This window comes from Bacillus cereus group sp. BceL062 (assembly GCF_051780025.1).
In the GTDB taxonomy this organism is placed as follows: Bacteria; Bacillota; Bacilli; order Bacillales; family Bacillaceae_G; genus Bacillus_A; species Bacillus_A toyonensis.
This window is the reverse complement of the sequence record NZ_JBPWGY010000001.1, coordinates 392,341-417,485: the sequence shown is the minus strand read 5'-3', so window position 1 is coordinate 417,485 and position 25,145 is coordinate 392,341. Positions and strand designations below refer to the sequence as shown.

Below are 25,145 nucleotides of genomic sequence, written 5' to 3'. Positions count from 1 at the left end.
ATAAATAATATACCTTTTTTTCAAATGGTCAATATTTTCTTATTAATTTCATCAAAGGTGAGATAAAAATAGCATATCGATATGAACTTCGTGTGAACTTCTTTATAAATAGGTATAACAAAGATTTAATATATTGGCTATCCGTATTACTGCTGCTTTACATATTCATATTTCAAGAACCTAATCCTCATTTCTAAAGTAATTTACAAATAAAATTAAGGAGTTGTATGCTTATGAAATTATCTCCTGTTATATCAAAAAATTTGATTGCTGTTGGTTATAATCCCTTTTCTATGATTTTACGAATCCAATTAAAAAATGGCATGTATGATTTCTTTAATGTACCTGAAAGCATTTACAATGGCTTATTAAATGCACAATCTAAAAGTTATTACCATAAAACTTACATTAAAAATTCTTTCCGCTACACTAAAATTTAAACTTAAGCACCAAATAAAAAGAAAGGAGGTTAATCCCCCTTTCTTTTTATACTATTTTCACAGACGAATTATCTTCTATTCCTCTTATTAATTTCATCATATGCTTGAATTTGTTTTCTCACTCGCCGATCCGCCTTTTTATCATGTACGACTAAAATCGCGTGTATGACGCCTGGAACCCAAAATATTAAAGTTAATATGAAATTAATTATTGCTTGAAATGGCTTTCCGCAAAATAATACAGCTACAGGTGGAAGTAGAATTGCCAATAAGTACATCATCTCTTGAAAACTCCTTATTTTGGATTTTTTATAACAATTCTTTTCATATGCAAGCACACTCTTTGATTTTGAAGTTACACAAATTTCAATTAAGCAATTATAACATTTCTTCTATAATATATATTCTATCCATATGCAAAAAAAACCTACTAGACCAAACTCTTCCTACCTATTTAATTACATTTTACATCCGCTCTTTCAATGAGCATTTTAAAATCCTTATTATTTTCAAAACTTTTCTCTTTCTCTACTGCAGTTAATCCAATCGCAGAAATTACCGTTCCTATTGCCTGTATCCAAATACCAATCAGTGCTATTATCCTCTCATCCTTCTTATCAAGAATACGATCTTCGTTTTCTACTTCATCCTTCGATAAATTAATTATGCCTTGATACGCTTGTAGTCCGGCCCCTAAGCTTTGCATAGAATTGCCTAGTACAATGATTCGCTGTATTACTTTCATCTCAATCAAAGCTGCTTCTACTCCTAAAAAAGCACCAATCGATTGTAAACTGTTCCCGACAATGATAAGATAATCATTCTCTGTTAATTGTTCATTTTTATTAAAATATGTTCCTATTACATTTGATATATTCCCTAATGCCAATAACTCAATTCCCATTTTATCCAGTGTTTCACTTTCATTCTGCAAACATATATTTCGATTTTCTACTTCTTCATCTTCGGTATAATTACTCGCTATAATTTGTAAAATATACCCGAAGGCTTGTAATGAGCTTCCTATAATAACAAGGTCCGATTCAATTTTCTCTTCCCCAATAAATCCTCTTGTCGTTCCAATAGCAGCTGTAAGATTTCCTCCTACTTGATACCATGCTCCTGTCACTTTTAAACTGCTTGGATTCATTTTCATCACCTATTTTGATATTTTCTCGTGCTTTCGAAATAACCAAAAGTCACTCTTAATCAAATATTTTATTTTCCATATGTAATTTTGTGCATTCTATAATGTGTTACTAATACAAAAAGTACCTTAAAGGTACTTTTTTAGCCAAAACGTATATCACTGAAATTACATTGAGTAATAGATACTTATTTTTAAACACATGCTGGGCATGTCAATGAATCACCATTTTTATCTATTGTTATATTCAATATATATCGAATCGCATTATGTGACCACATTTCAGGTGTGGGTGATTCATTAACATACTTTGGTGCACATGAATACAGCATTGGAGTGCTAATACCACCGCCAGGATCTAAAGCAACTACAGCCACGCCATCAGGCAATTCCAGTGCCATAGATTTCGTGATACCTTCAATTGCAAACTTCGAGGCACAGTATGGTGCAAGATCTGCCTCACCTTCTCTTCCCCAACTAGAACTCATATTAATAATAATTCCTTCTTTTCTATCTACCATTGCTGGGACAAATGCTCTTATTACATTTACTACACCATTCACGTTTACATTCATTACATTTTCAAATTCCCCAGCGGTAACTTTCCAAATTGGTGCATTTTGATTCACAATTGATGCATTATTTATTAACAAGTCGGGAACCCGATATTTAGTAAGGATATCATTTGCCCAACTACTAACTTGCTGCGAATCTGAAACATCAATTATTTGAAAATCATGTGTATTACCGTATTGTTTTTTTAGTTCTTCAATTTTATCTTTTGAACGTCCACATCCACATATGTTCCATCCCAATTCATGAAATCGATCAACCATCGCGCGTCCTAATCCTTGTGTCACTCCTGTAATAATTACGAGTTTTCTAATGTCATTTCGCTTCAATTCCTCGCCTCCCTTTACCATATTTTACTCCTTTAACCTTCATTTAACTATTTACTAAAGTATTAAAAACACTTCATACTTTAGAAGTATTTTTAATACTTCACACATAAACAAAAGAGTAACCATAGCGGTTACTCCCGTTTACATATTTAAAAATTCGTTGCTTATTTCATTATTACTTTTAAATTTCAACTTCTCTTTCCCACATTTTTCAAAACGATACATATAAACTGTACCTAATTTACCAGCTTGAAAATCCTCATTACCCTGCATTTTAATAAAACTATATTTATGTTTACAGTGCGATTCATCCAAATAATTTCCAAACTACTTTTTCAACATAAAACAGTCCACCTTTGTGAAAAAATCTTCAACTAACCTGATTACATACTTTTATTTAAAAGCTCAATCTCATATTGTAATTTTTTGAATTGCTCAAAATGCATTGTTATAGATTGACTGCTACCAACTTCAGCACTTTGTTTCACCAGTAATACTCCTGTATCATGAAAAAGCGCTTCAAGTTCTTTTCTGATGGACACTTTTGCAATATGAGCTGTTTTAATTGCAGATAAAATTGCAATCTCATTAAACTTTAATTTTATTTCATTTGGACAAAATGCGTTTTCAATCAATATAACTTCATTGCTATAAATAAGCGCAACAAGATTACTTGATTTTGCATCTGATAAATCTACTTTTTTTATAACGTTATTCATAACATTTTGCCTCCTTTGTTTTCGTATATATTAATTATACAAATTCTTTCTTTTTTATTATCCAACTCATATTAAGTTTAACACACTTTTATTGAAAGCCACGCTTGAAACGTTTTACTATTCCACAATTTTTGTTACATGAACCATTTGGACTTTACTCCCATATAGTAATGTTAACAATTCATTATAAAGCAGGTGAAAATTATGCCCTCAGTTGTAGGGAATTTAGTTGTACAAAATAGTAACGGATCATTTAACTTAGGTGATTTCTACAACGTTTCTCCGAAAGAAAATACGAAAGCTTACAATGGATCTGGCGCATCAAACGTTGGTTTTGTTGTTAATACTTTTAACGGTGTTAGTGCGACTAATACGTTTGATTCGGACCTTGCAGATCAAAATCAAGTGGGTACAGCCTAACCCTATTTTTCATCTTTCTGTATAGGAATTTTAGATTTGTCTATACTATAATCAGGCTGTTTCACAGCTATTATTGAATGTTGGAGTACCCTATCTTTTTCTCCCTTTCCCTGGGGCTTAGCAGTTAGCATGAAGCTAGCTGCTATTTCGCATTATTTCTTCCATCTATCAGAAATAATAGAAGCTGGATATTAAAGTTCAGCTTCTATTACATTATTTCAATTACATCTGTAAAACTCATTACGTGAGTTTTATAAAATGCGTCTGTGCACATTATAATCTGCCTTACCGGGTCTATATGAACGACTGTCATATAACTTGTAAGTATGTAGCCATCTTCACAATATGTCACCAATATTTCTTGCTCAGACAATAATGCCGTTAGCAATTTATCAGAAATTCTTTCTTTTTCTTCATTTGTTACTATCGGCCTTTGCACTTTTAATTTCTCACCAATAACCTTTCTCATACTTAACAATTGTTCCGACATTACTGTAAATGGAACCCACTCTCTTTCTTCTTTCTGCCTCTTTACATGATTCATTTCTTTATCTCCTTGATCATTTATCCATTCTATTTCACACATACTGTTACTCCATCATTTTTAGTAATTACTAAGCTCGTATTTATTTCTAGATTGTATAATGTCTGCATCAAAAAAAGAACATTCGTTCTAATTATACACGAACCTACGTTCTTTTGAGAAGGGGCATATTTATATTTTTAAAAATGTAATTTGAATCATTGAACTTTATCTATAGTTTATTTCCCCTTAAAACAAATTTTTCACTCTCTACACATTGAAATACATTTAGCGAATAAAAAACGATTTCACATAAAGTGAAATCGTTTTTTCTAATACGTTATATTTTCAAATTTATTTTTTTATCTTGACTAGCTTTCCTTCTGAATGAAAGTTTTATTTATTATTCGTCAACAAACTACAACATTATATTCGTTTAATCGAATATAAAATCTCTGACTACACTACAAAGCTTTATTTTTTTGCATGAACCATTCTTAAACGCAAACATACATTATAATGAACGAACTCACAAAATTTAAGAAATTTATAATGTAACTCAATTTATTCCTTATAGGTTTTCTGTGAAAAGAGGGCGATTTCCACACTCTCTTTTCGTACATATCATATTACAATATCAAATACTCCTTTGCTTTCATAATAGTTTGATATCGCTACCATTCATTACATATATTTAGGATGTATGGTTATATGTAACTCTCTCTCCGTTTCTCCTCTTTTCGGATGACGAAAATACTCTATTTCATATTTTAACACTTCATACTCAACCATCCCAATTTTAATCCCTTTCGTTTCTTTTAATATAGCTAATAAATCACTTATATTTTCATCATTCGATTCAAAAACTTTCCCTCCGTCTTCTCTTTGAAAAATCACTTTCATTTATTCATCTAGTAAATAATACATTTAGAAATATTCATAACAAAAAGAACATCCTTTTTAATAGAATGCTCAACTTTTCACTTCCTATAATACTGCAAATGTTTATTCAAAAATATTATATGTACTATTCTTCAAATTATGTTGATCCACTATAAAAATTTATATACTTAATTTATATGTAATAAAATAATCAAAACATTACTATATCAACATTTTTTAAAACGATTATTATTTCCTATTTCATTTTCCTACAATTTTCCATTGTAATTCTTAATATTTAAATGTAATATTATATTGTCTTACTATCTTTTTTATAACACACACACTAATTAGAAAAGGGAACTCAATATGAGTTCCCTTTTCTAATTAAAGTTACATAATACTTCTAGAGTTTTACCTTTAAAAATTTCATATGAAGATGCGAAATTTTATTTTATTTTATTTAGTTTTTTGTTTTTTACTTATCCGAATCATTCTAGTATGATTGTGTTTACCGAAGAAGTCTGCATTCTTTTTTCAAAAAAACAAAAAACAGAAGTCTAGCAAAATGCTACATTTCTGTTTTTTCTATCCGTATTATTTCTTTTCTAGAAATTTAAATGTCTCTTTATATTCTTTATCATTCACCTTAATATCAGCATCTTTTAATAAATCATTGACTACTTGCTGTTTCCATTTACCTGTCGTATCTTGTAATCTTTGTTGTTCTAAATCTTTACGGATCTTATCCTTCACTTCTTCAAATGGTTTCAACTCTTTTTTATCGGTCACTTTAATAATATGGTAACCGTAAGACGTTTTAACTGGTTCACTTACTTGTCCTGCATTTAATTTATACGCAGCTTCCTCAAATTCTTTAACAGTTTGCCCAGGTCCAAAACCAGTTATTTCCCCGCCCTGTTCCTTTGAACCAGTATCTTCTGAGTACTGCTTCGCTAAAGCGGCAAAATCTTCACCATTATTCACTTTCTCTTTTACTTCTTTAGCGGTTTTTTCATCTTTTACTAAAATATGACTTACCTTCATTTCTGGTTTATAGTTATCTTTTACATCTTTTTCTGTGACAGTCGCTTTAATCGCTTTTTCAAATGCAATTTCTGGTTTCATTTTTTCTTTTAATTCATCTTCGTTTTTTAACCCAAGTTTTTCTAAAGTCTCTTTAAAATTGTCACCCATTTTATCTTTTGCTTCTTTTACTTGTTTTGTTGCTTCCTCATCTGAAACTTTATATTTATCTAGCAGCGCCTTACTTAATACCATTTGATATAATGTACTTTCTCCATATTTTTGTTTTAATTCTTTACTTAACTCTTTCTCTGTAACATTTCCTACTTTTGATGTTACTACGTTGTCTGAGGAACCACATGCAGATAATGCGAGTACCACGCATGAAATAATTGTTCCCAAAAATAGCTTTTTCTTTTTCAATTCAAATACCTCACTTTTATTATTATGCAACGTAACTATACACCGTTATTGTGAAAACAGTGTGTTTTCCATATGTAATTCATTTCATTTGAATCAAATATGTATCATATTTTTTATACACAAATATGAAAAATCTTCTCACTATTTATTAATGAGAAGACTCTTTACGAATGCCTCAAAAACATTTAACGACTAAGGTTACTTAATGATTAAATGTTTTTCCAGTATCCAACTACTTTGTCCGATATCTACCGCATTTTTTACTCTTCCCCACACACGGTAAGATGTTGATCCATCTATATTTCCTTTATAATTAATACATTCAGGCTCTCCATAATAATTTACTCCGTACCCGACAGGATATTTTGAAGAAGCATAATACCATCTCACATCAAAATGTTTTAAATATACCCACTGCTTATCATTCCCTAAGCAAATCATATCTTTATCGCCGCCTCCCCAATAACTGTTTAAAATTAAATACGGGATTTTCTTAGTGATTGCACCTGTATACTGGGGGTTCACAGGATTTTCATATAAATTTATGCCGTATCCATCAGGATATTTTGAAACTGCAATACCAATACCACTTGATTGCTGCAAATCCACTACATTAGATTGATTTTCTTGATTCGAATCTATAAACCAGGAAAGTGACTTATTTCCTATTAATTGATTCAAATCACATTTCCCGATCCCAGGAACATTCCCCGAATCCGTATATTGCCAAATATCACACGGATACGCCGGCTTATTCCCTCCATAACGAGGAATCCATACAAAATCAGCATCAATATTACGCGCTCCAAACGATACATACGTGTGATGCCCAACATATAAACCTACTTTTTTCGCACCTAAACGACGTAATTCATCTATAAATACTTGTGTCCCGCCTTGCATATCTACCATCGTTTGTACTTCAACATCCGCCACCCAAAACGCAGCAGACTTATCGCCACGATTCCAAAAATCTTGTGCCTCTTTCTTTGCATCTGCAATAGAAATAAAACGACAAAATGCATAATTACCAAACGGAACACTATGCTTCTTCATTGCATTCACATAATTTTGATACATAAAATCCACCGTATTTGAACCATCTTGCACTCTAGCAATAACTAAATCTAGTTGAGGCGCTGCAATTTCCCAATTAATAGTTCCATTCCACTTTGAAATATCAACAATGTAACCCATTACAATTCAACTCCTTTTTATTATCATATTCAAAGCTTGTTTTAGCGTAATCCACATATATCTATTACTATCTATCTATAATATAAATAAGAAGAAATCTTTATTTTTTGAAATATATAATCTTTAAAACTACTTCTTTCAATCTCTCCTCTAACTCATATAATTAGGCGTGAAAATATCAATTTATTTAAAAATGATTTTTCTGTTGATAATATAAAATCTTCTATATGTCCTATGTTTATTTGCCTGTACGTAGAAAACTCCTATATGTGAACTATCTTTTTATAATAGTCTAGCCTAACACTCATTGTTTATTTCATTTCTATCTGTAATCAACAATTCCATACGCTATCCAGCCTATTTAAAATTGAGTAAAACTATAATTTTTTTACATTTTACCACTGATTGCCAGCCAATAAATTTTGGTACAAAATAATATTAATACATAAAAAAAGACATTTCCGGTTTTTGAAAATGTCTTTTTGCATCTTAATAAAACAACTTTGGTTCTAAATCTTTATTTTGTAATTGTGGATTTTCACTGCTCATAACGCAACTTGTGGAAAATAAAATTGGGATATCACAAACATCATCCTGCATTACATCACGAAACACATTTGCAGCAACACCTGTAAACGTTTGACATAGATTTGAAATATCATCATTAAAAAATTGGATCACTTCCGCTTTAAAAACTGGAAATACAACATTCACTCCACCAGGGAACTGAGGTTGTACCACAACTTGTTCAAAATAAGGATTATTCTCTAACGCTACTTGAAATAAATGCGCAATTTCAAATGCATCTAGTGGACAAGGAAATGGATTTACAATTTCATTTTCATTATTCGTTACAATAACCGTTACACTTACATTTCCAAATTGTACAGAAGATTTTAGAAGCGTTGCTAATGCTCTCGCTTTTTCATTACTTAACGCATGCACTAAAATAATATAATTCCCGCCAACCGGAATAAGTGGCCCCACTGTAACTGTTGGATCAGCACCAATTGAATTTCTTAGTTCATTAAAATATGTGATCCACGGTGGTGAAAGCTGTGGCTGAGCTTGTACATTTTCTTGCATTCTTTTATTACCTCCTCATACTATTCTTACTACCATAATATGTATCAGGACATAAAATGCATTAGATAATTAAATCATTTTTCATATTATATTAATTATACATTTCATAGAGTATTCTCCGCTTTTCCCCACATGTTTATGTACTTATACGACAATGAGGTTCTATATTATAATCAACTTAACAATGATTTCATATTATATAAATACACCTTAATAATCATTTAAATCAAAAGGTGAAGCACATATAATGTGGAATATTAGGAGCTGATTTCATGAAAAAAAAACCTATCGTGTTCAAAGTTCCACCGAATTCAAAACTAAAAGTTACATTTTTCGGTCCTTGTAACGAAGTAATTACAAATGTTTCTATAATTAATCAACTACTCACCCCTAAATGCCAAACTATCACGCAATATCCAAACTTTAAGAAATATGTAACTGAAGTACGATCATTATCCCATTGTTAGTCCCCATCATGCACGATTTTCACAACTTTTTCACCTAGATTATTTCGAAAGAAAACAACTACATCCCTAAACTAAAATTACTCATTTCATGATATTCCATTGATAATTTATTGATTCTTTACACGTTTTCATTAAACACGCATATATTATCGTATGGAGATTATCCACTCATAAAACCTATCTTTCTTTTGAGCATACTTTTTATGTATGCTCTTTTTTTATATCCATCGTGTGGATTCGACAATAACCTTCTATATATTATACTCTCACTATTACCATTCATTTCTCTTCTATTATATCTAATTCATAAAACACTCATATAATAAAAGAAATTAAATCTGATTGCTTATATATTTTAGAAAAACAATAAAAAGCCCACACTATTTAGTGAGGGTCTTAACAAACTTTCTATAAAACATCTACTTATCAGCTTCATTCAATTGGAGAAGGAAACCTTGCCGCTTCAAAATGAACAGTATTTAAACCATTAACGTTTTGTACAATAACGCCATCAATACTACTCTCTGCGAAAATTTCAACTACATCCCCTGCTTCTAATTGAAGAATAGAAGTGACTGAAACATCATTATTAAAAAATACCCCTGTCCCAAAGTAATCATTATCTATAGCTATTGCTGCATTTCCATTTACACGAATTTCTACTCTAGCTCTGTAATTCACATTTATATCATTTGGTGAGAATGTTATATTCCCTAATACACTATACACCCCTCTAGTCTTAGGCATAAAAGTGGATGTTACTGGATTATATTCATTTGCTAAATCAAATTGTTCATTTTGAAATAACACTTTAACAGACGTATTTGCCAGAATAGGTTGATTAACTGTATTCACAGCTCTAAATGCCGACGCTCTTACAAGCTCCTCTTTCTTATTACCACAACAATTTACTTTTACATACTTCCCATTACATTGACTACTTTTCCTATAACAATCATGACTCTTCTTTTTGTACTCGTTACAATACTTACAGTAATAATAAGACGTAGTAAATCCCCCTTTAAATTTATTATTACATACTATGCAAAGTTGATTAGGAAAGCTTGGACGAGCTATTACTATTTTTAATAAAAAATGAATCCCCACCTGTTTAGTGAGGATCTATTATTAAACTTCTATTCATTTTTTAATTATCTACTTTATTTAGTAGGAGACGGAAATCTTGCCGCTTCAAAGTGCGAACCATCTTCTAAGGGGCTTAAAACACCATCTATACTACTTTGTGCATAAATTTCAACTGTATCTCCTGCATTCAATTGAATGATTGTTGAAACACTTACAACATTTCCAAAACCTATTGGACCAAAAAAGTCATTATCTATAGCTATTGCTGCATTCCCATTCACACGAATTTCTACACGAGCTCTATAATTTAAATTTGTATCGTTTGGAAAGAAACCAATCGTTCCAATAATAGAATATACGCCTTTCGTCTTCGGCATAAAAATAGACGTTGCTGGATTATACTCATTTGCTAAATCAAATTGTTCATTTTGGAATAACACTTTCACAAAAGTATTAGCAGGAACATTTTGATTTACAGTATTTCTAGCTCTAAATGCTGATGCCCTAGCAAGGTTATCCTTGTTGGCATGACACTTACTAGTGTTATTACGACAATCATGTTGCTTCTTTTTATAATCCTTACAATACTTACAGTAGTAATAACAAGACATACTCGTTCCCCTTTCAAGCTTATTACTACATATTATGCAAGATTGATTAGAGAGGTTTGGACTAGCTATTATTATTTTTAAAAGGGTGCTTTTTACTTGCACCCTTTTGTATTCATTTTATTCCTCTAGATTTATAAATTGAATACTGTTCCATATGGAATTGAAGTAAAAGCAATTCCGTATGGTGTAAAATGTTGCGTTGGGTAAAAATACTCCATAGAGGAATAATACGGTTGTATACCTTGCTGCATTTGCATTTGTTGTTGCATTTGCAATGCTTGTTGAACAGCTTGAACTGTACTTTGTGCCCCGCTATACGTTATAGCCGTACCATACGCTGGTCGTATGCCAACTTGAGAATCCACATATGAATAAAACATTAATTTCAACTCACTTCCGAATAAGTTATTACAAAGTATGTTATGTATAATTATTTTAGTGAGTGCTAAAAGCTAGTCTACTAGCCTTTAGCACGTTATTCATTTTAAACTTTTACATTATCGCAATATTCAATTAATTATTGTATTTTAAATGGACACCCCATAAGAACATCTCTATTTTGTTGACATATACTTAAAAGAAAAAATATTCTTGAATATTTCACATTAAACATATACTCAAAATCACTTTAAATTTAGAAGCAAATAGTAGTTATCAAGACGTACTTAATATTTTTTTAAAAGGAGGTATTTATGAAATATAATCAAAATTCAAACTCAACAAATCCGTGCGAAAAGTTCCAGGTCCCCTGCTTTATTTCTATATCCCCTTGTGATCAAACTAATTGTTGTACACCTGTCTTTTTCTCAAATTCTCAGCAACAAGAATTATTACAATTAATTAACCAATTAAACGAAGCTATCCTTTCTTTCTTTACAACACCAAATCCAATAACTATTCAAATACTCCAATCAGAATTACAAGCATTAAATGATTTATTAATTGCAGTACAACCAAATACTCCAAATAGAAATTTAGTCATTCGAACTATAAATCAATTAATTAATTCTCTACCTACTGCATCCCTCACTCAAATCTCAGCACTGTTCCAATTCCTATTCCAAAACTTATCTTCACTTATTAGTTGTTCAAATATTTCAGACCCATTGTTACAACAAACATTCAACTTAATTTTACAAGGAATCTTGAATAGTTCATTATTAAGTAGTACTGGACCGACTGGGCCTACTGGACCAAAAGGGATTCAAGGACCTAAAGGAGCACAGGGACCTCAAGGTGTGCAAGGGATTCAAGGACCAGAAGGGCCAGAAGGGCCTCAGGGATCTCAAGGTGTGCAAGGAATTCAAGGACCAGAAGGACCAGAAGGATCTCAAGGACCTCAAGGCGTGGAAGGAATTCAAGGGCCCGAAGGACCAGAAGGACCAGAAGGACCTCAAGGTGTGCAAGGGATCCAAGGACCTCAGGGACCACCGGGACCGACTGGTTCTGGGACTGGAATGGGAGTTCCTGGGCCACCGGGACCGACTGGACCTCAGGGGGTGCAAGGGATTCAGGGACCAGAAGGACCGGAAGGACCTACTGGATCTCAAGGTGTGCAAGGGATTCAAGGACTGGAAGGACCGGAAGGGCCTACTGGACCTCAAGGTGTGCAAGGGATTCAAGGACCAGAAGGGGCGGAAGGGCCTACTGGTCCTCAAGGGGTGCAAGGGATTCAGGGACCAGAAGGACCACCGGGACCGACTGGAGATTGTGAATGTCCAACAGGTCCAACAGGTCCGACTGGACCAACTGGACCAACCGGACCTGCATGTAATTTCCTTGTTTATGTTACAAACGCAGGAACCATAGATGATCCTGCAGATGATACAGTATCAGTAATCAACACCGGAACTAATACAGTCGTTGCTACAATTACTGTAGATAATGCACCTCTTGAAGTAACGGTTTCACCAAATGGGACTCGCGCTTATGTTACTAATATTTTTTCTAATACCGTTTCCGTTATTGATACTGCCACTAATACAGTTGTTGCTACCATCCCAGTTGGATCTAATCCGATTGGCGTAGCTGTTTCTCCAAATAACACAACTGTTTATGTTGGAAATCATGGTAATAATACTGTTTCTGTTATTAATGCTGCTACTAACACAGTTATTGATACCATTCCTGTTGGCAACGCTCCGCAAGGAATCACTGTTTCTCCAAATGGAGCCTTTGCATATGTTGCAAACGAATTAAGTAACACAATTTCCGTTATAAATACTGCGACAAATACAGTTAGCGCTACCATCCCTGTTGGTATTCGCCCTAGGATAATCGTCTTCACACTAGATGGCACTCGTGCGTATGTCACAAATCAAAATAGCAATACCGTTTCTGTTATTAACACCGCTACCAATTCCGTTATTGATACAATTAACGTAGGTACCGAACCTGTTGGTATAGCTATTACACCAGATGGCACCCGTATTTATGTTGTAAATAAAGTTAGCGATAATGTATCAGTAATAAACGTGGCGACAAATACTGTAATTGATACAATTCCTGTTGCTCTATCCCCTGATCAAGTAACTATCATACCAGATGGCACTCGTGCCTATGTTACAAATCAAGCTAGTAATACTGTCTCTGTCATAAATACTGCGACAAATACGGTTATTGATACGGTCCCAGTAGGTGTTGCTCCAACTGGTATAGCAACCGGAACTATTTGCGAATAATATAAAGAAAGAACAGCGAGACATTAAACATGTCTCGCTGTTCTTTCTTTATTGAGCTTCTTATACACGTTCACAGTCTATGCTTATCTTCCTTAACTATCCCAATTTACCCATCTCCTGATAATTAATTCCTTTACAAAATAAAAAGTAGCTTTTAGGCTACTTTAAATTGCTTTTATCCCCAAGAGAAATGATATATATATTCTCCGGTTACACTTTCATTAATCCCAGTAATCCTTACAAATCGCATTAAGTCTGCTCCTTGAAGAAAATACATCGTAAGTGTAACTGGTACCTGTGACCACATAAATTGATAAAGCTCGTTCACTCTCTGCTTTGTTGAAACAGTTACATCATATACAGGACCATTATTCCACGCAGAGGTTTGAACTGAAGTGAACGGAAGGTCTTTCCCATTTACCACTATTCTTGCCACACTTTGAGTTATGTCCACAACAATCTCCTCCGCTATTCCAAAATTAGACCTGTTTCCATACTCATATTCTTATAAATATTCGTAGCTTTAATAAATGCTTGAGGAAAACCTCTATTCAAATTAATTTATTTTATAAAATAAAAAAGCAGCCTACTCATCATACGAGTAGGCTGCTTTTTTTCGCTTTACATAGGCTTATTTGTATTTACATAGTATGTTTACTTAACAGTATATGCCCAGCCTTTACGGTCAAGATAATCAGTGAATGCTTTTAATTGAGTATCGCTAGTTGGATCAGTTACAGGATAAACATAGCCATCACTTCTAAGAATTAAGTTACCTGTCATCTTAACTGAGTTTAAAGCACTTACTAATTCAGCCAAGTTTTCTTTACCTATTCCACCAACTTCGACAATATTACGTTTTTGAGGTGGTTGGCTACCTCCACCAGATTGTCCAGTTAAAGCAAAAACGATTGAATTAGCGATTTTATCAACATCCCATTTTGCCATATCGGAATCATTATCAATGAATCCTAATTCGATAAGAATAGCTGGTGCTTTAGTCCCATTCAATACTGCTAAATCTTTACGTTGTTTCGCACCACGATCACGCCATCCAATATCTTTTGCTAGTTGAGCTGAAATTTTAGATGCTAGTTCACTCTGATCATAATACAGCACTTCAACACCCTGCCCAGTCCCATCACTTGCATTAAGGTGAAAAGCAATAGCTAAATCTACAACATGTGAATTACTATTACGAATAATATTATTTAAATTTTGAGCTTGAGTGCTTCCTACTTCGTCCGTATCATCATAGACTGTGTGTCCTAAAGCTTTTAACTTGGCCGCAACCGCATCTTTAACTTGACGATCCAAAACATGCTCTTTCCGATTTCCCCAGTTAGCCCCTTGTACAATACTATTGTGTCCTCCATGTAAACTATAACGCGCCATTACTCAACATCTCCTTTTTTATTAGTATATTCAGAGATTTCCTCATGGTCTGTCCATATACCTAAGTCCATACCAGGTGCAGACAAATAAGGCGCTAATTCATCTAAAATCTTTTCGCATGCCGAATTTAATATAATAAAATTCAAGTAAAGAAAAAACCGCAACCCATTTTTTCAGTTACGGAATCTTTTTTGTATTCTCTTTTGAAAAATTCATTATGAATCACTCTCACTTTCTAATTATCTAGTCCATTTAGTTTTAATGTCACTCTATTAACGATACTTCCCCATAAATATCTAAAGAAATTTCTAATCATGCCATCCCAGCTACTTGCAAAAAATGAAGAAAAAGCTTATAAAGAAAAGTGAGGTTCCTGATATTCGGTTTCATAATCTAAAGCAATCCCTTAACATTAATGTTGCAATAATGTATTTAACTAAAGATCGTAAGCGAATGATTAGGACATGAAAGAGTAGGCAACACATTAGACACCTACTCACAAGTTGTACCAGACCTACAAGAAAAAGCAGTCGAAGATTTTGCAAACAATCTATTTCAAAAATACTAATGTTTGCTATTACGGATTTTGCATAAAAATACTAGCTTATCCGTGTAACATTGAGAGGAGTCAAAAACATGAGAGAAATCAAGTCTGAAAAAGAATTCAAAGACATCATCGCAAGTGAGGAGCCAGTAGTTGTTAAGTTCTTTACTACATGGTGCCCAGATTGTGTACGCATGGACAACTTTATCGGAGAGGTAATGGAAGAGTTCAATAAGTTTGAATGGTATTCTATTAATAAAGATGAGTTCCCAAGTATCGCTGAAGAGTATCAAGTAATGGGTATTCCAAGTTTACTTGTATATCAAAATGGCGAGAAGCTAGGCCACTTACATAGTGCTAATGCAAAAACTGAAGAGCAAGTTACTGAGTTTTTAGAAGCATACTAAGATGAAAATCCTCTGAAAAATATTTTTCAGAGGATTTTCATCTTTTTTCACAATTATTGTCGTAGCTCTTTCTTCATGACCAATGTATATAATTACACTCCTTTCCCCCTTCATCCCCTAAGTATAGATGTATACGTTCGTATCACCACTTTCATATGTAATTAATATATCGTATTGTCGTATTTCGCCACTTTCCTTTTGTTTTTTCATTTCAATCCAAAAATTATGAACCCCATTGATTATTTGTTTGTTTTCTATGTTCATTACATATCTTTCATTTAATCCACCGTATCCTTTACATGTAGATATTGATCATTTAGAAATATAATACTTCTTCACAATTTCATCATTTGATGAATTACATCCAGTCATTATTAGAAAAATACATAGTAAGAAAAGTATTCGTTTCTACATCCACCTACCATCGTATCCCTTTCATTGTGAATGATTCCCAATTATATTCATACCCTCACTTTGTACTTTTCAACATATTTTTCCTTAACGAAACTTTGTTACCCCCTACTTAAAAAGCTATAAAGTGTCAACAATGTTTGTATAGACCCACACGAGTTTCATTTGATACTCTATGTATAGAAAGAAATTCCTTTAAAGAAAGGTGCGTGATTAAAATGGATACTCTTTCTCATAAAGAAGCTGATAAAGGTGCTATTGTCAGCATTATGGCCTACATATTTTTATCCTCTATGAAAATTATCATCAGTTATATTACCCTCTCTAGCGCATTACGTGCTGACGGTTTGAATAACTTAACGGATATTGGTGCCTCTTTAGCAATATTAATCGGTTTAAAAATTTCTCGTAAACCTCGAGATCCAGATCATCCATATGGGCATTCGCGTGCAGAACAAATAGCTTCGCTTGTTGCTTCTTTCATTATGGCAACGGTCGGATTAGAAGTTGTTATTAGTGCCATTCAATCATTTTTAAATCCGAAACAAGCTGCGCCCAATGTACTTGCTGCATGGGTAGCTTTATTTTCTGCTGTCGTTATGTACTGTGTATTTAGGTATACGAAAAAGATTGCAATTCGAACAAAGAGTAAATCATTAGAAGCTGCCGCAAAGGATAATTTATCAGATGCGCTCGTAAGTATTGGTACAGTTGTAGGCATTGTCGGCTCACAGTTCCAAATGCCTATTTTAGATCCTATTGCCGCTCTAATTGTCGGCCTTATTATTTGTAAAACTGCATGGGAAATTTTCGTAGAAGCTTCTCATATGCTAACAGATGGCATTGATCCTAATAAAATGGAAGAATATGCTGATGCTATTGAGCATATTTCTGGTGTGGAAAACATTGTAGATATTCGAGCGCGTATGTACGGGAATCAAACGTACGTTGATATTACAATCGAGGTAGACGCTCGTATGGATGTTGGAGAAAGTCACTGTATTACTGACAACATCGAAGCCATGCTTCGAAAAAAATTCGGAATTTACCATGCCCACATTCATGTTGAACCAATGGAAAAAGAACCTATTATGACATAGGTTCTTTTTTTATAAACGCTTTATGAAATATAACACATAAAACGAGCCAGCTACCGCCAGCTGCCCATCCTGCTAATATGTCAGATGGAAAATGCACGCCAAGATATATTCGGCTAACTGAAATAGATAATACAACAAAGCTTGCTATAAGAATAATCAACAGTTTTTTATGCAATGAAATACGCTCTTCAGTAATTGTGACGTATGCAATAAATCCTAAAAAAGCAGTAGCATTCATCGTATGACCGCTCGGAAAACTATATCCAGTTGCAGTAACAAGCTGCGTTACATCAGGTCTTGCCCGTTCATACCATAGTTTAAGCATACTGTTTAAATAACGAGATCCGTAGTAATTAATTGTTAGAAGTAATGCACTAAGCAACTTTTTTCTAACGAGAAAATACATTACAAGAATAATGAGTAACGGAAAATATATTCTTTTGGAACCGATAAAGGACACCCAAGTAAAATAGGTTGTCAAATAATCGTTTCGAAAACTTTGAATAAAGTGTGCAACTATATTGTCAAATTTCTCAATACAAGCGGTATGATACGAAAGTGATAGTGCGACAAAACAAATGAGTAGAGTAAAGCTTAACAAGTATAAATGTCGATATCGTTTCACATACATAACCTCACTATGCAAAAAAATGGAGCGGTTGTTTTAGTTTTCCTCTCCATTTCTTTTTTATGCATAGTTTATTAAAAAATATAATTGTTAATTTTTTGCTGCATCGTTGGGATATCTTCATTCGTTACTGTAAAGCGAATAACCTTCTCATCCAGATCAAGTGCTTCTGCAAATAAACCTGCCAATCCACGTGATTTTCTATCTACTTCCATAATGATTTCTAACCGTTCGTGGGAACTTGGCAAGATTAATAATTCTAATTCATCTAATTTCCCATAATACTGTCCTGAAACAGGAATAAACTCAAACTCTTGTGCGAATGGTACTTGCTTACGTAATCGATATGGTAATTCTTCGCATTCTATATGACGCGCTTTAAAACCTAATTGATTTACACTCTCTAATACACTGTTCAATAGTGCATTTGGCAACACTTGAATGTAATCACGGTCACTTGGATCAATACTATTTTTAATATCAAGGCCTGTATGAACCCAAACCGTTTTCATTCCAAGTGTTAGTGGTGCTTCAATTGGCATCTTAAATGAAAATGGAATTTCTTTCTTTTCATTTGGCTCTACAGAAAATGGATCTGTTAAACGAACTCGCTCTAAGTCGAACGTTGCTGTTACTTTTTTATCATCCACTTCTCTTACATATGATGTAGATAACGTTAAGTAAATGCTTTCAATTTGTTGGCTAACTGATCCTCCAGTTATACGAACCTTCCCTACTATCGTTTCTCCAACTACATACTCCTCTTTTTCAAGAACAGTATCTACTTTTGCACTACCAATACCAACACTCGCTAAAAACTTTTGAAACATGGAGTCTCCATCCTTTCTAAAGCAAAAGCTATATCTTTTTTTAAATCTTGTACATTCTCATAGTACGGTGTTTTTATTTGTAACATTCGCATCAATATTTCACGATTATCATTTTTTAAAGTTAACTCTTCATACCATGGCTTTTCATGTTTTTCAATAGATTCATATCCTGCATATAATAAAAATAACGAGAAATGGCCAAGCGCATAAAAATCGCTACGAAAGTGAACTTCTCGCATCAAAGCTTGTTCACCTTCATACGTTGTAGCTCGCTCATCACCCTCACCTTTATATTTAGCTAATCCAAAATCAATAATACTAATTTGATTTTCTTTCATTAATATGTTCGGAATACGTAAATCTCGGTGAATAATACCTTTACTATGAAAAACTGAAACAATTCCTAATATTTCATATAAAATTTCAAAAACTTCACGTTCTTTATATACATGCCCATCTGAGAAAATATAATCTTCAAAATTTTCACCAGGCATATATTCCATCACAAAAAAGCTTTTTTTCTCCCATAAGAACTGATCATAGAGACTAGGAATTGCTTGATGATTCAATGTTTGTAAAATCATTTTCTCTTGCTCAAATGATTTTCTACCAGACTCATATCTTTGTTTACTTTGTCTTAATTGTTTTAAGACTTTATATCTATTTATTTGTAAATCATTAACGATATATGTAACCCCATAACTGCCCATTCCAATTACTGATTCAATTTTATAACGTTCTGCTACAATTGTATTTTTTCGCAGTGGTCTATCAAATAAAGCTAGTACACGACGCCATTTCATCAGCTACTTGAAAAGAAGCTGCGGCTTTTACGTTTTCTTTTATAATGTTGGTGCCCATAACCAGATGAACGTCGCTTATAGTCACTACTTGAATAAGAGCGCCCTCTATGGCGATAATCACTACTCGAATACGAACGATGTTTTTTCTTTCCTAATAAAGAATCAATAATTTTTTTGAACATCCCTTCACCTCTTTAGTAAAATTTTCTCTTAATTATACCAATAATTTATACGCACGTTTGTGACAAGTTTGTAAAGAGTAAAAAACGACGAGTTTAGCCCGCCGTTACTTTCAATCTTCCTCTTCATCAAAAACTTCGTCAATCATGCATTTCTCTAATAAATACTCAAATGTAATATCTGCGAGATCTTCAATTTCCTCTCGCTTTGGGACGTATCCCCTTTCAATTAGTTGCTCATAAAAAAACTCCGCAATCTCTTCCGTATCAATTACGACTTCAATTTCCTTCATGAGCATCACTCCTTTATTTCTGTTTTATGAAAAAATCTCAAAATTATGTATATGAGATTAGAAAAATAGTTTTTCTTTTTTTATAGGTCATATCATTTGGACGAGGTGCATACGATGGTAGTACAAGCTATCCAAAAGGGGGAAATAATAATGGAATACCAATACGAAGTAGAACAAACAAAAGAAGAGTTCATGCATGAAGATCAATGGGCAGACTCTCTTATTAAATGGCTTTTTATTTTTTTAATAATTGTAGGCATACCTTATACTGCATATGTTGTTGTTCAATTTATTCTCTCTGTCTAGTTAACTATTTTTTCTCTGTCAATTTAACTAAATAATTATGAACAACATCCATAACAATTTTATATTCTTCATCTTTAAATGTATCAAATAACAATTGATAATCGTTATAAATATCAAGTAACCCATCTATGATTTCTTGACGATTTGTCTTAACACTCACTTTTTTCGAGTTGTTAATTGACTTTAATTTTCCTAAATCCAATTTATTCATGCCGGCTTTATCTTGTTTCATTTTCTTCAAAATTGCATTTGCCGTTTGAGCATTGGCAAGTAAAGTTAAATCTGATTCATCCGCTTCTAACCATTCACCATCCGTAATTCGTGATAACTCATATATCGTATCTTCCCATGCGTCATTTTTGTATCTCCATACCTCTGTACGAAAACCAACAATACGGAAAACATCTTTATCATATCCAGTCACTTGCACGAGATCACCAAAGGTGAAATTATAATTTAATTCAATCCACTCCGTATCGCCCTTTTTCATTTCTTGCTCTGTAACGTGCTGCAATGTTTGTTCTACATAAAATCCATCGTGATTATTGACTTCGTATACATAAACCCCATCTAAAACTTTCATATTTGTGATTTTACCAACGGTTCCATATAGCGTAATCACGACTATGTCCCCTACGTTGTATTTAGGTTGTTTTTTTCTTGCCATCTCTATCTCTCCTTTTTTTGACGTCGTGATTTTGATAACAGTATATGCAACCTACTTAAAAACGCTTATCACAGAAGCTTATATTCATAAATTTTTTCGATAAAAAAATATCACTACATAAAATTTATGTGAAACGCAAAAAAAGCTAGTAAATAGACTAGCTTTAAATCAAGACGTTTCATATAAAAAAACATACAGAATACTTCACTTTCAAAAAGTAATGTATTCTGTATGTTTTCAAATCGTTTTTATCCTTCTTGTATGTATAAATCCCACGCTTCATCAAATATAGACATACTTTCTAGCATTCCACTTAACTCTAAGTATGAACTAATTTCATCATAGTCTTCAGATTGCTTCGGAAAACTTAAATCATCATACATTGCCTCTGCTAAATCTGAAATTTCATTTCTAAATAAAGCTGCGCGATGCTTCATCATATAATGGTAAAATGTCTTTTTCAAAAATATTCCCTGCCTTTCTAACTTGGGTACATTATACAAGGCAAAAAAGAAAAAAACCAGCATAAAAGCTGGTTAAAAGTCGAAATAATTTCTTTTTAATAACCTTGGTCTTCCCATTAACTCTTCATATGTTAGTTGTTTTGGCAAATCTTTCGTATAAATTAAAAACAACTGATCTTCAATTTCTTTTACAGTATGGTCTGCTTGATAGTCCATTCCACATGAGGAACAAGAAATACATGGTGTCTTTTGGATTTCAATGGCTTTCGTACCATCTGGTAGTTCCCAATACACAGTATTCAAGCTTTCTTTCGCTTCTGTACTGTCACACCACATACAATTCATACTGCATCACCCTCAGTTTTTTTGTCGTTTTCTTCTAATTTAGCCATTTGCGATTGATATTTTTTATCTTTTAATTGGTCTCGCTTATCACGTTTATCTTTTAAAGATGCATGCGTATCATTATCTTCATAGTCTTTACGACGGTTCATACGCTGTAAATCATCTGGAACAAGGTTAAATTTCTTATCGCTCATAAGACCTGCAATACCAACATCTGAACGTTTTTCTTCATAGTTCGGATAAATTTCTTTAAAGTAACCTTCAGCTCTTCCTGGAATGTAGCTCTCTGGTTCTGGATACGTCGTAATAACCCCTTCAAAGTTACGAAGTACAACTTTATCCGCACTTTGTGAAATTAAATAGTTTGGCTGAAGCGCAATTTTTCCGCCTCCGCCCGGTGCATCCACAACGAATGTCGGTACTGCATAGCCAGAAGTATGTCCACGTAAGCCTTCAATAATTTCAAGACCTTTAGAAACTGGTGCACGGAAATGTCCAATACCTTCAGATAAGTCACATTGGTAAATGTAATATGGACGTACACGGATTTTTACTAAGTCATGCATTAGCTTTTTCATAATTGGAACGCTATCGTTAATACCTGCTAAAATTACCGCTTGGTTCCCAATTGGAACACCCGCGTTCGCTAGCATTTCACATGCTTTTTTCGATTCCTCTGTAATTTCAATAGAAGTGTTGAAATGTGTATTTAACCATACTGGATGGTACTTTTTAATAATGTTACATAAGTTTTCTGTAATACGTTGCGGGAATACTACTGGTGCTCTCGTTCCGATACGAATAATTTCAACATGCGGAATCTCTCGTAAATTTTTTAATACGTATTCTAAAATTTTATCATTAATTAGAAGACCGTCACCACCAGAGATTAAAACGTCACGTACTTGTGGTGTTTCACTAATATAAGCAATCGCATCGTCTAATTGTTTCTTCGGTACACCCATTCCAATTTGTCCACTAAAACGACGGCGTGTACAGTAACGACAATACATAGAACATTGATTCGTTACTAAGAATAATACGCGGTCAGGATAACGATGTGTTAGCCCTGGAACTGGTGAATCTTCATCTTCATGAAGTGGATCTTCTAAATCATATTTCGTTTTATATAACTCTTCCGAGATCGGTACAGATTGCATCCGAATCGGACAGCGTGGGTCATCAGGATTCATTAGCCAAGCATAATACGGTGTAATATTTAACGGGATCGTTTTCGTTGAAATTTTAACGCCCTCTTCTTCTTCAGGTGTTAAGTTAATCACTTTCCTTAAGTCATCTAACGTTTTGATCGTATTCGTTAATTGCCAAACCCAATCATTCCATTGCTCTTCAGTAACATCTTTCCATAATTCGATATCCTTCCAGTGACGATTTGGTTTGTATACATCATGTAACATTGCTATTCCCCCTTTTTATACGCTCATCCTTTATATAAGCAATTGTTATGCCAACTTCATATTCTTGATAAGTAAATGTGCGAAATACCCTATTATATAGGAGAAAAAATATTTTCAAGTGCAGTAATAACAGAATATTAACTATCATATTCATTACCTTTTATATATGTAAACGTTCTTTTATTGGTGCAAACACACAAAAACCGCCGATTATTCGGCGGTTTTGTCGTACTTGCTCAGTTTATATTGAAGCGTTTGACGCGGAATACCTAACATTTTTGCTGCTTGCAAAATATTTCCTTCCGTTTCAATCAACGCTTGGTCTATTAATTCCTTTTCTGTTTGATGAAGAGCTTCCCGAAGCGGTAATATACTTTTCTTCTTTGGAAGTTTCTCTTTCTTAAATATACGAGGTAAACAATTTGCGGTTAATGCATTTCCTTCCGCAATAATGACAGCATGTTCAATTGTATGTTTTAACTCACGAACATTTCCAGGCCATTGATAAGCTTGTAGTCTTTCTTTCGCTTCCTTATCAATTTGAAGTACACCTTTTTTATAGCTTTTATTATATTCTTTCAAGAAATAAGAAGCTAATAGTAATACATCCTCAGTTCTTTCACGTAGTGGCGGGATATATAATGAAAACACATTTAATCTATAATATAAATCAGTGCGAATTTTATTTTCTCGTAAACATACTTCTGGCGGCTGATTCATCGCGGTAATCACGCGAACATCTACTTTCCTCGTCTTATTATCACCGATTCGTCTAATGACTCCATCCTCTAATACACGTAGCATTTTCGCTTGTAAATCGAGCGGCATTGAATTCAGTTCATCTAAAAATAATGTTCCTCCATCTACAAGTTCAAATAAGCCTGCCCGTTCAATCGCCCCTGTATAGCTACCTTTTGTCGTTCCAAACAGTAAGCTTTCTAATAGTGATTCTGGTAAAGCTGCACAGTTTTGTGCAATAAATGGCTTGTTTTTTCTTTTAGAAGCTTCATGAATTGCTTGCACGAACAGTTCTTTTCCTGTTCCCGTTTCACCATATATTAAAACGTTTGCATCTGTTGGCGCTACTTTTTGCGCTAACTCTTTCGTCTGTTTAAAGCGAGAATCATTTGTCACTATCGTCTCAAATGCAGCATGCTTTTTAATCACTTTTTTTCTAGACGATCGCTTTATTTTCGACTGTAAATCGACAATGGTATCAGTTAGCTTTTGAATTGTAGAGTAGTCTTTCGCAATTTCAACAGCACCAGCAATATTCCCATCTATAAAAATAGGTAACGTCGTATTTACGGTACAAACATCTTCTCCATTTAAATTTTGATAATGTTGCACTTGATGTACAATTGGTTTTTTTGTATCTAAAACTTTCATCAATGTACTCGTTTCCCTAGTTAAAGATGGGAACGCCTCTAACAAATGCTTTCCTAACACTTTTTCAATTTTGGATCCATCGTGTTTCGCAGCAACTGTATTGTAAAAAATTGTAATACCATTTTCATCTACTGCGTGTATAGCCTCATCAATACTGCCCAAAATCGCTTCAATGACTTCTTGTGTCGAAACTGCTAGCAATGTCATCCCCCCTTTTGCCGAAAATTCAGCAAATATTATGCCGAATTTCCGGCATACCTATGTGCGATTATAAGCATGACGATTCCGTTCTAATATTTTGATGAAATTTATTTTTGATTAGATAAAGTAAAACTTTAATTAGTCGGGCTTTTACG

31 protein-coding genes are annotated in these 25,145 nt (G+C 33.4%); 7 read left to right on the top strand and 24 right to left on the bottom strand.

Annotated features, from left to right (window positions below):
- Positions 1–233: 233 nt before the first annotated feature.
- Complete coding sequence (locus tag ACS2MN_RS02105) at positions 234–440, top strand: KTSC domain-containing protein (protein WP_000777817.1); 207 nt, start codon at positions 234–236, stop codon at positions 438–440.
- Between the two features lie 68 nt (positions 441–508).
- On the opposite strand, the gene ACS2MN_RS02100 is transcribed toward ACS2MN_RS02105, so the two are convergent.
- The 4 genes from ACS2MN_RS02100 to ACS2MN_RS02085 all read right to left on the bottom strand — a co-directional run bounded on the left by ACS2MN_RS02100 (position 509) and on the right by ACS2MN_RS02085 (position 3,208).
- Complete coding sequence (locus ACS2MN_RS02100; RefSeq protein WP_000990226.1) at positions 509–721, bottom strand: YqaE/Pmp3 family membrane protein; 213 nt, start codon at positions 719–721, stop codon at positions 509–511.
- 173 nt (positions 722–894) lie between these two features.
- On the bottom strand, positions 895–1,590 hold the full coding sequence (locus tag ACS2MN_RS02095) for a DUF6944 family repetitive protein (protein ID WP_087950036.1): 696 nt from the start codon (positions 1,588–1,590) through the stop codon (positions 895–897).
- 191 nt (positions 1,591–1,781) lie between these two features.
- A complete protein-coding gene (locus tag ACS2MN_RS02090; protein ID WP_000238411.1) occupies positions 1,782–2,510 on the bottom strand; it encodes an SDR family oxidoreductase in 729 nt (242 codons plus the stop codon).
- 362 nt (positions 2,511–2,872) lie between these two features.
- Positions 2,873–3,208, bottom strand: coding sequence for a hypothetical protein (locus ACS2MN_RS02085; protein WP_001066863.1), 336 nt, complete (start codon positions 3,206–3,208; stop codon positions 2,873–2,875).
- Between the two features lie 204 nt (positions 3,209–3,412).
- On the opposite strand from ACS2MN_RS02085, the gene gerPF reads away from it, so the two are divergent.
- The gene (gene gerPF / locus ACS2MN_RS02080) at positions 3,413–3,628 is read left to right on the top strand and encodes a spore germination protein GerPF (protein ID WP_001141565.1); all 216 of its coding nucleotides are present in this window, start codon (positions 3,413–3,415) and stop codon (positions 3,626–3,628) included.
- A 208-nt stretch (positions 3,629–3,836) separates the two neighbouring features.
- On the opposite strand, the gene ACS2MN_RS02075 is transcribed toward gerPF, so the two are convergent.
- From ACS2MN_RS02075 to ACS2MN_RS02055, 5 genes are all read right to left on the bottom strand, one after another.
- Complete coding sequence (locus ACS2MN_RS02075; protein ID WP_346994236.1) at positions 3,837–4,172, bottom strand: YolD-like family protein; 336 nt, start codon at positions 4,170–4,172, stop codon at positions 3,837–3,839.
- Positions 4,173–4,835: 663 nt separating this feature from the next.
- Positions 4,836–5,054: a hypothetical protein gene (locus tag ACS2MN_RS02070; protein WP_000864289.1), complete on the bottom strand. Its 219-nt coding sequence runs from the start codon at positions 5,052–5,054 to the stop codon at positions 4,836–4,838.
- 576 nt (positions 5,055–5,630) lie between these two features.
- Complete coding sequence (locus ACS2MN_RS02065; protein ID WP_000727479.1) at positions 5,631–6,482, bottom strand: peptidylprolyl isomerase PrsA; 852 nt, start codon at positions 6,480–6,482, stop codon at positions 5,631–5,633.
- A gap of 198 nt (positions 6,483–6,680) precedes the next feature.
- Positions 6,681–7,679, bottom strand: coding sequence for a glycoside hydrolase family 25 protein (locus tag ACS2MN_RS02060; RefSeq protein WP_087950037.1), 999 nt, complete (start codon positions 7,677–7,679; stop codon positions 6,681–6,683).
- Between the two features lie 489 nt (positions 7,680–8,168).
- Positions 8,169–8,765, bottom strand: a complete 597-nt coding sequence (locus tag ACS2MN_RS02055) for a hypothetical protein (RefSeq protein ID WP_087950038.1) — start codon at positions 8,763–8,765, stop codon at positions 8,169–8,171.
- 272 nt (positions 8,766–9,037) lie between these two features.
- On the opposite strand from ACS2MN_RS02055, the gene ACS2MN_RS02050 reads away from it, so the two are divergent.
- Positions 9,038–9,232 (top strand): hypothetical protein, encoded by a 195-nt coding sequence (locus ACS2MN_RS02050; protein ID WP_000729005.1) that lies wholly within the window; start codon positions 9,038–9,040, stop codon positions 9,230–9,232.
- Positions 9,233–9,664: 432 nt separating this feature from the next.
- On the opposite strand, the gene ACS2MN_RS02045 is transcribed toward ACS2MN_RS02050, so the two are convergent.
- The 3 genes from ACS2MN_RS02045 to ACS2MN_RS02035 all read right to left on the bottom strand — a co-directional run bounded on the left by ACS2MN_RS02045 (position 9,665) and on the right by ACS2MN_RS02035 (position 11,309).
- On the bottom strand, positions 9,665–10,276 hold the full coding sequence (locus ACS2MN_RS02045; RefSeq protein ID WP_080595677.1) for a hypothetical protein: 612 nt from the start codon (positions 10,274–10,276) through the stop codon (positions 9,665–9,667).
- Positions 10,277–10,392: 116 nt separating this feature from the next.
- Complete coding sequence (locus tag ACS2MN_RS02040; protein ID WP_346994237.1) at positions 10,393–10,929, bottom strand: C1q-like domain-containing protein; 537 nt, start codon at positions 10,927–10,929, stop codon at positions 10,393–10,395.
- A gap of 131 nt (positions 10,930–11,060) precedes the next feature.
- Positions 11,061–11,309 (bottom strand): DUF3947 family protein, encoded by a 249-nt coding sequence (locus ACS2MN_RS02035; protein ID WP_000500114.1) that lies wholly within the window; start codon positions 11,307–11,309, stop codon positions 11,061–11,063.
- Between the two features lie 312 nt (positions 11,310–11,621).
- On the opposite strand from ACS2MN_RS02035, the gene ACS2MN_RS02030 reads away from it, so the two are divergent.
- Positions 11,622–13,610 carry a beta-propeller fold lactonase family protein gene (locus tag ACS2MN_RS02030; protein ID WP_346994239.1) on the top strand — a complete coding sequence of 663 codons (1,989 nt, stop codon included), beginning with the start codon at positions 11,622–11,624 and terminating at the stop codon, positions 13,608–13,610.
- A gap of 175 nt (positions 13,611–13,785) precedes the next feature.
- Here ACS2MN_RS02030 and ACS2MN_RS02025 read toward each other — a convergent pair whose 3' ends face one another.
- Together ACS2MN_RS02025 and ACS2MN_RS02020 are read right to left on the bottom strand one after the other, a co-directional pair.
- Entirely contained in the window at positions 13,786–14,064 is a 279-nt protein-coding gene (locus ACS2MN_RS02025; protein WP_033663004.1) for a hypothetical protein, read from the bottom strand.
- A 200-nt stretch (positions 14,065–14,264) separates the two neighbouring features.
- Positions 14,265–15,005: an N-acetylmuramoyl-L-alanine amidase gene (locus ACS2MN_RS02020; protein WP_000135304.1), complete on the bottom strand. Its 741-nt coding sequence runs from the start codon at positions 15,003–15,005 to the stop codon at positions 14,265–14,267.
- A gap of 636 nt (positions 15,006–15,641) precedes the next feature.
- Here ACS2MN_RS02020 and ACS2MN_RS02015 point away from each other — a divergent pair.
- Together ACS2MN_RS02015 and ACS2MN_RS02010 are read left to right on the top strand one after the other, a co-directional pair.
- Positions 15,642–15,956 carry a thioredoxin family protein gene (locus ACS2MN_RS02015; protein ID WP_001206937.1) on the top strand — a complete coding sequence of 105 codons (315 nt, stop codon included), beginning with the start codon at positions 15,642–15,644 and terminating at the stop codon, positions 15,954–15,956.
- Between the two features lie 629 nt (positions 15,957–16,585).
- Positions 16,586–17,467: a cation diffusion facilitator family transporter gene (locus ACS2MN_RS02010; protein WP_000380382.1), complete on the top strand. Its 882-nt coding sequence runs from the start codon at positions 16,586–16,588 to the stop codon at positions 17,465–17,467.
- Here ACS2MN_RS02010 and ACS2MN_RS02005 read toward each other — a convergent pair.
- The 5 genes from ACS2MN_RS02005 to ACS2MN_RS01985 all read right to left on the bottom strand — a co-directional run bounded on the left by ACS2MN_RS02005 (position 17,457) and on the right by ACS2MN_RS01985 (position 20,200).
- Positions 17,457–18,092, bottom strand: coding sequence for a phosphatase PAP2 family protein (locus ACS2MN_RS02005; protein ID WP_002093763.1), 636 nt, complete (start codon positions 18,090–18,092; stop codon positions 17,457–17,459). The two genes, ACS2MN_RS02010 and ACS2MN_RS02005, sit on opposite strands and share 11 nt — an antisense overlap.
- A 77-nt stretch (positions 18,093–18,169) precedes the next feature.
- Positions 18,170–18,925: a sporulation protein gene (locus tag ACS2MN_RS02000; protein WP_000486640.1), complete on the bottom strand. Its 756-nt coding sequence runs from the start codon at positions 18,923–18,925 to the stop codon at positions 18,170–18,172.
- Positions 18,907–19,728, bottom strand: coding sequence for a serine/threonine protein kinase (locus ACS2MN_RS01995; RefSeq protein WP_000872053.1), 822 nt, complete (start codon positions 19,726–19,728; stop codon positions 18,907–18,909). Before ACS2MN_RS01995 ends, ACS2MN_RS02000 begins: the two co-directional genes overlap by 19 nt.
- Positions 19,728–19,910: a hypothetical protein gene (locus tag ACS2MN_RS01990; RefSeq protein WP_000473368.1), complete on the bottom strand. Its 183-nt coding sequence runs from the start codon at positions 19,908–19,910 to the stop codon at positions 19,728–19,730. The genes ACS2MN_RS01995 and ACS2MN_RS01990 overlap by 1 nt, the downstream gene beginning before the upstream one ends.
- 110 nt (positions 19,911–20,020) lie before the next feature.
- Positions 20,021–20,200 (bottom strand): YozD family protein, encoded by a 180-nt coding sequence (locus tag ACS2MN_RS01985; protein ID WP_000658452.1) that lies wholly within the window; start codon positions 20,198–20,200, stop codon positions 20,021–20,023.
- Positions 20,201–20,350: 150 nt separating this feature from the next.
- Here ACS2MN_RS01985 and ACS2MN_RS01980 point away from each other — a divergent pair, with 150 nt between their 5' ends.
- On the top strand, positions 20,351–20,506 hold the full coding sequence (locus ACS2MN_RS01980) for a DUF3930 family protein (RefSeq protein ID WP_000456536.1): 156 nt from the start codon (positions 20,351–20,353) through the stop codon (positions 20,504–20,506).
- A 4-nt stretch (positions 20,507–20,510) separates the two neighbouring features.
- Here the strand turns inward: ACS2MN_RS01980 and ACS2MN_RS01975 are convergent, their stop codons facing one another.
- From ACS2MN_RS01975 to rocR, 5 genes are all read right to left on the bottom strand, one after another.
- Positions 20,511–21,173, bottom strand: coding sequence for a hypothetical protein (locus tag ACS2MN_RS01975; RefSeq protein ID WP_000101503.1), 663 nt, complete (start codon positions 21,171–21,173; stop codon positions 20,511–20,513).
- A gap of 248 nt (positions 21,174–21,421) precedes the next feature.
- Positions 21,422–21,637 carry a YozE family protein gene (locus ACS2MN_RS01970; protein WP_000750718.1) on the bottom strand — a complete coding sequence of 72 codons (216 nt, stop codon included), beginning with the start codon at positions 21,635–21,637 and terminating at the stop codon, positions 21,422–21,424.
- Positions 21,638–21,709: 72 nt separating this feature from the next.
- Entirely contained in the window at positions 21,710–21,982 is a 273-nt protein-coding gene (locus tag ACS2MN_RS01965) for a YokU family protein (protein ID WP_000995765.1), read from the bottom strand.
- Complete coding sequence (gene ablA / locus ACS2MN_RS01960; RefSeq protein WP_000902144.1) at positions 21,979–23,400, bottom strand: lysine 2,3-aminomutase; 1,422 nt, start codon at positions 23,398–23,400, stop codon at positions 21,979–21,981. The genes ACS2MN_RS01965 and ablA overlap by 4 nt, the downstream gene beginning before the upstream one ends.
- 210 nt (positions 23,401–23,610) lie before the next feature.
- The gene (gene rocR, locus ACS2MN_RS01955) at positions 23,611–24,996 is read right to left on the bottom strand and encodes an arginine utilization transcriptional regulator RocR (RefSeq protein WP_002038616.1); all 1,386 of its coding nucleotides are present in this window, start codon (positions 24,994–24,996) and stop codon (positions 23,611–23,613) included.
- Between the last annotated feature and the right edge of the window lie 149 nt (positions 24,997–25,145).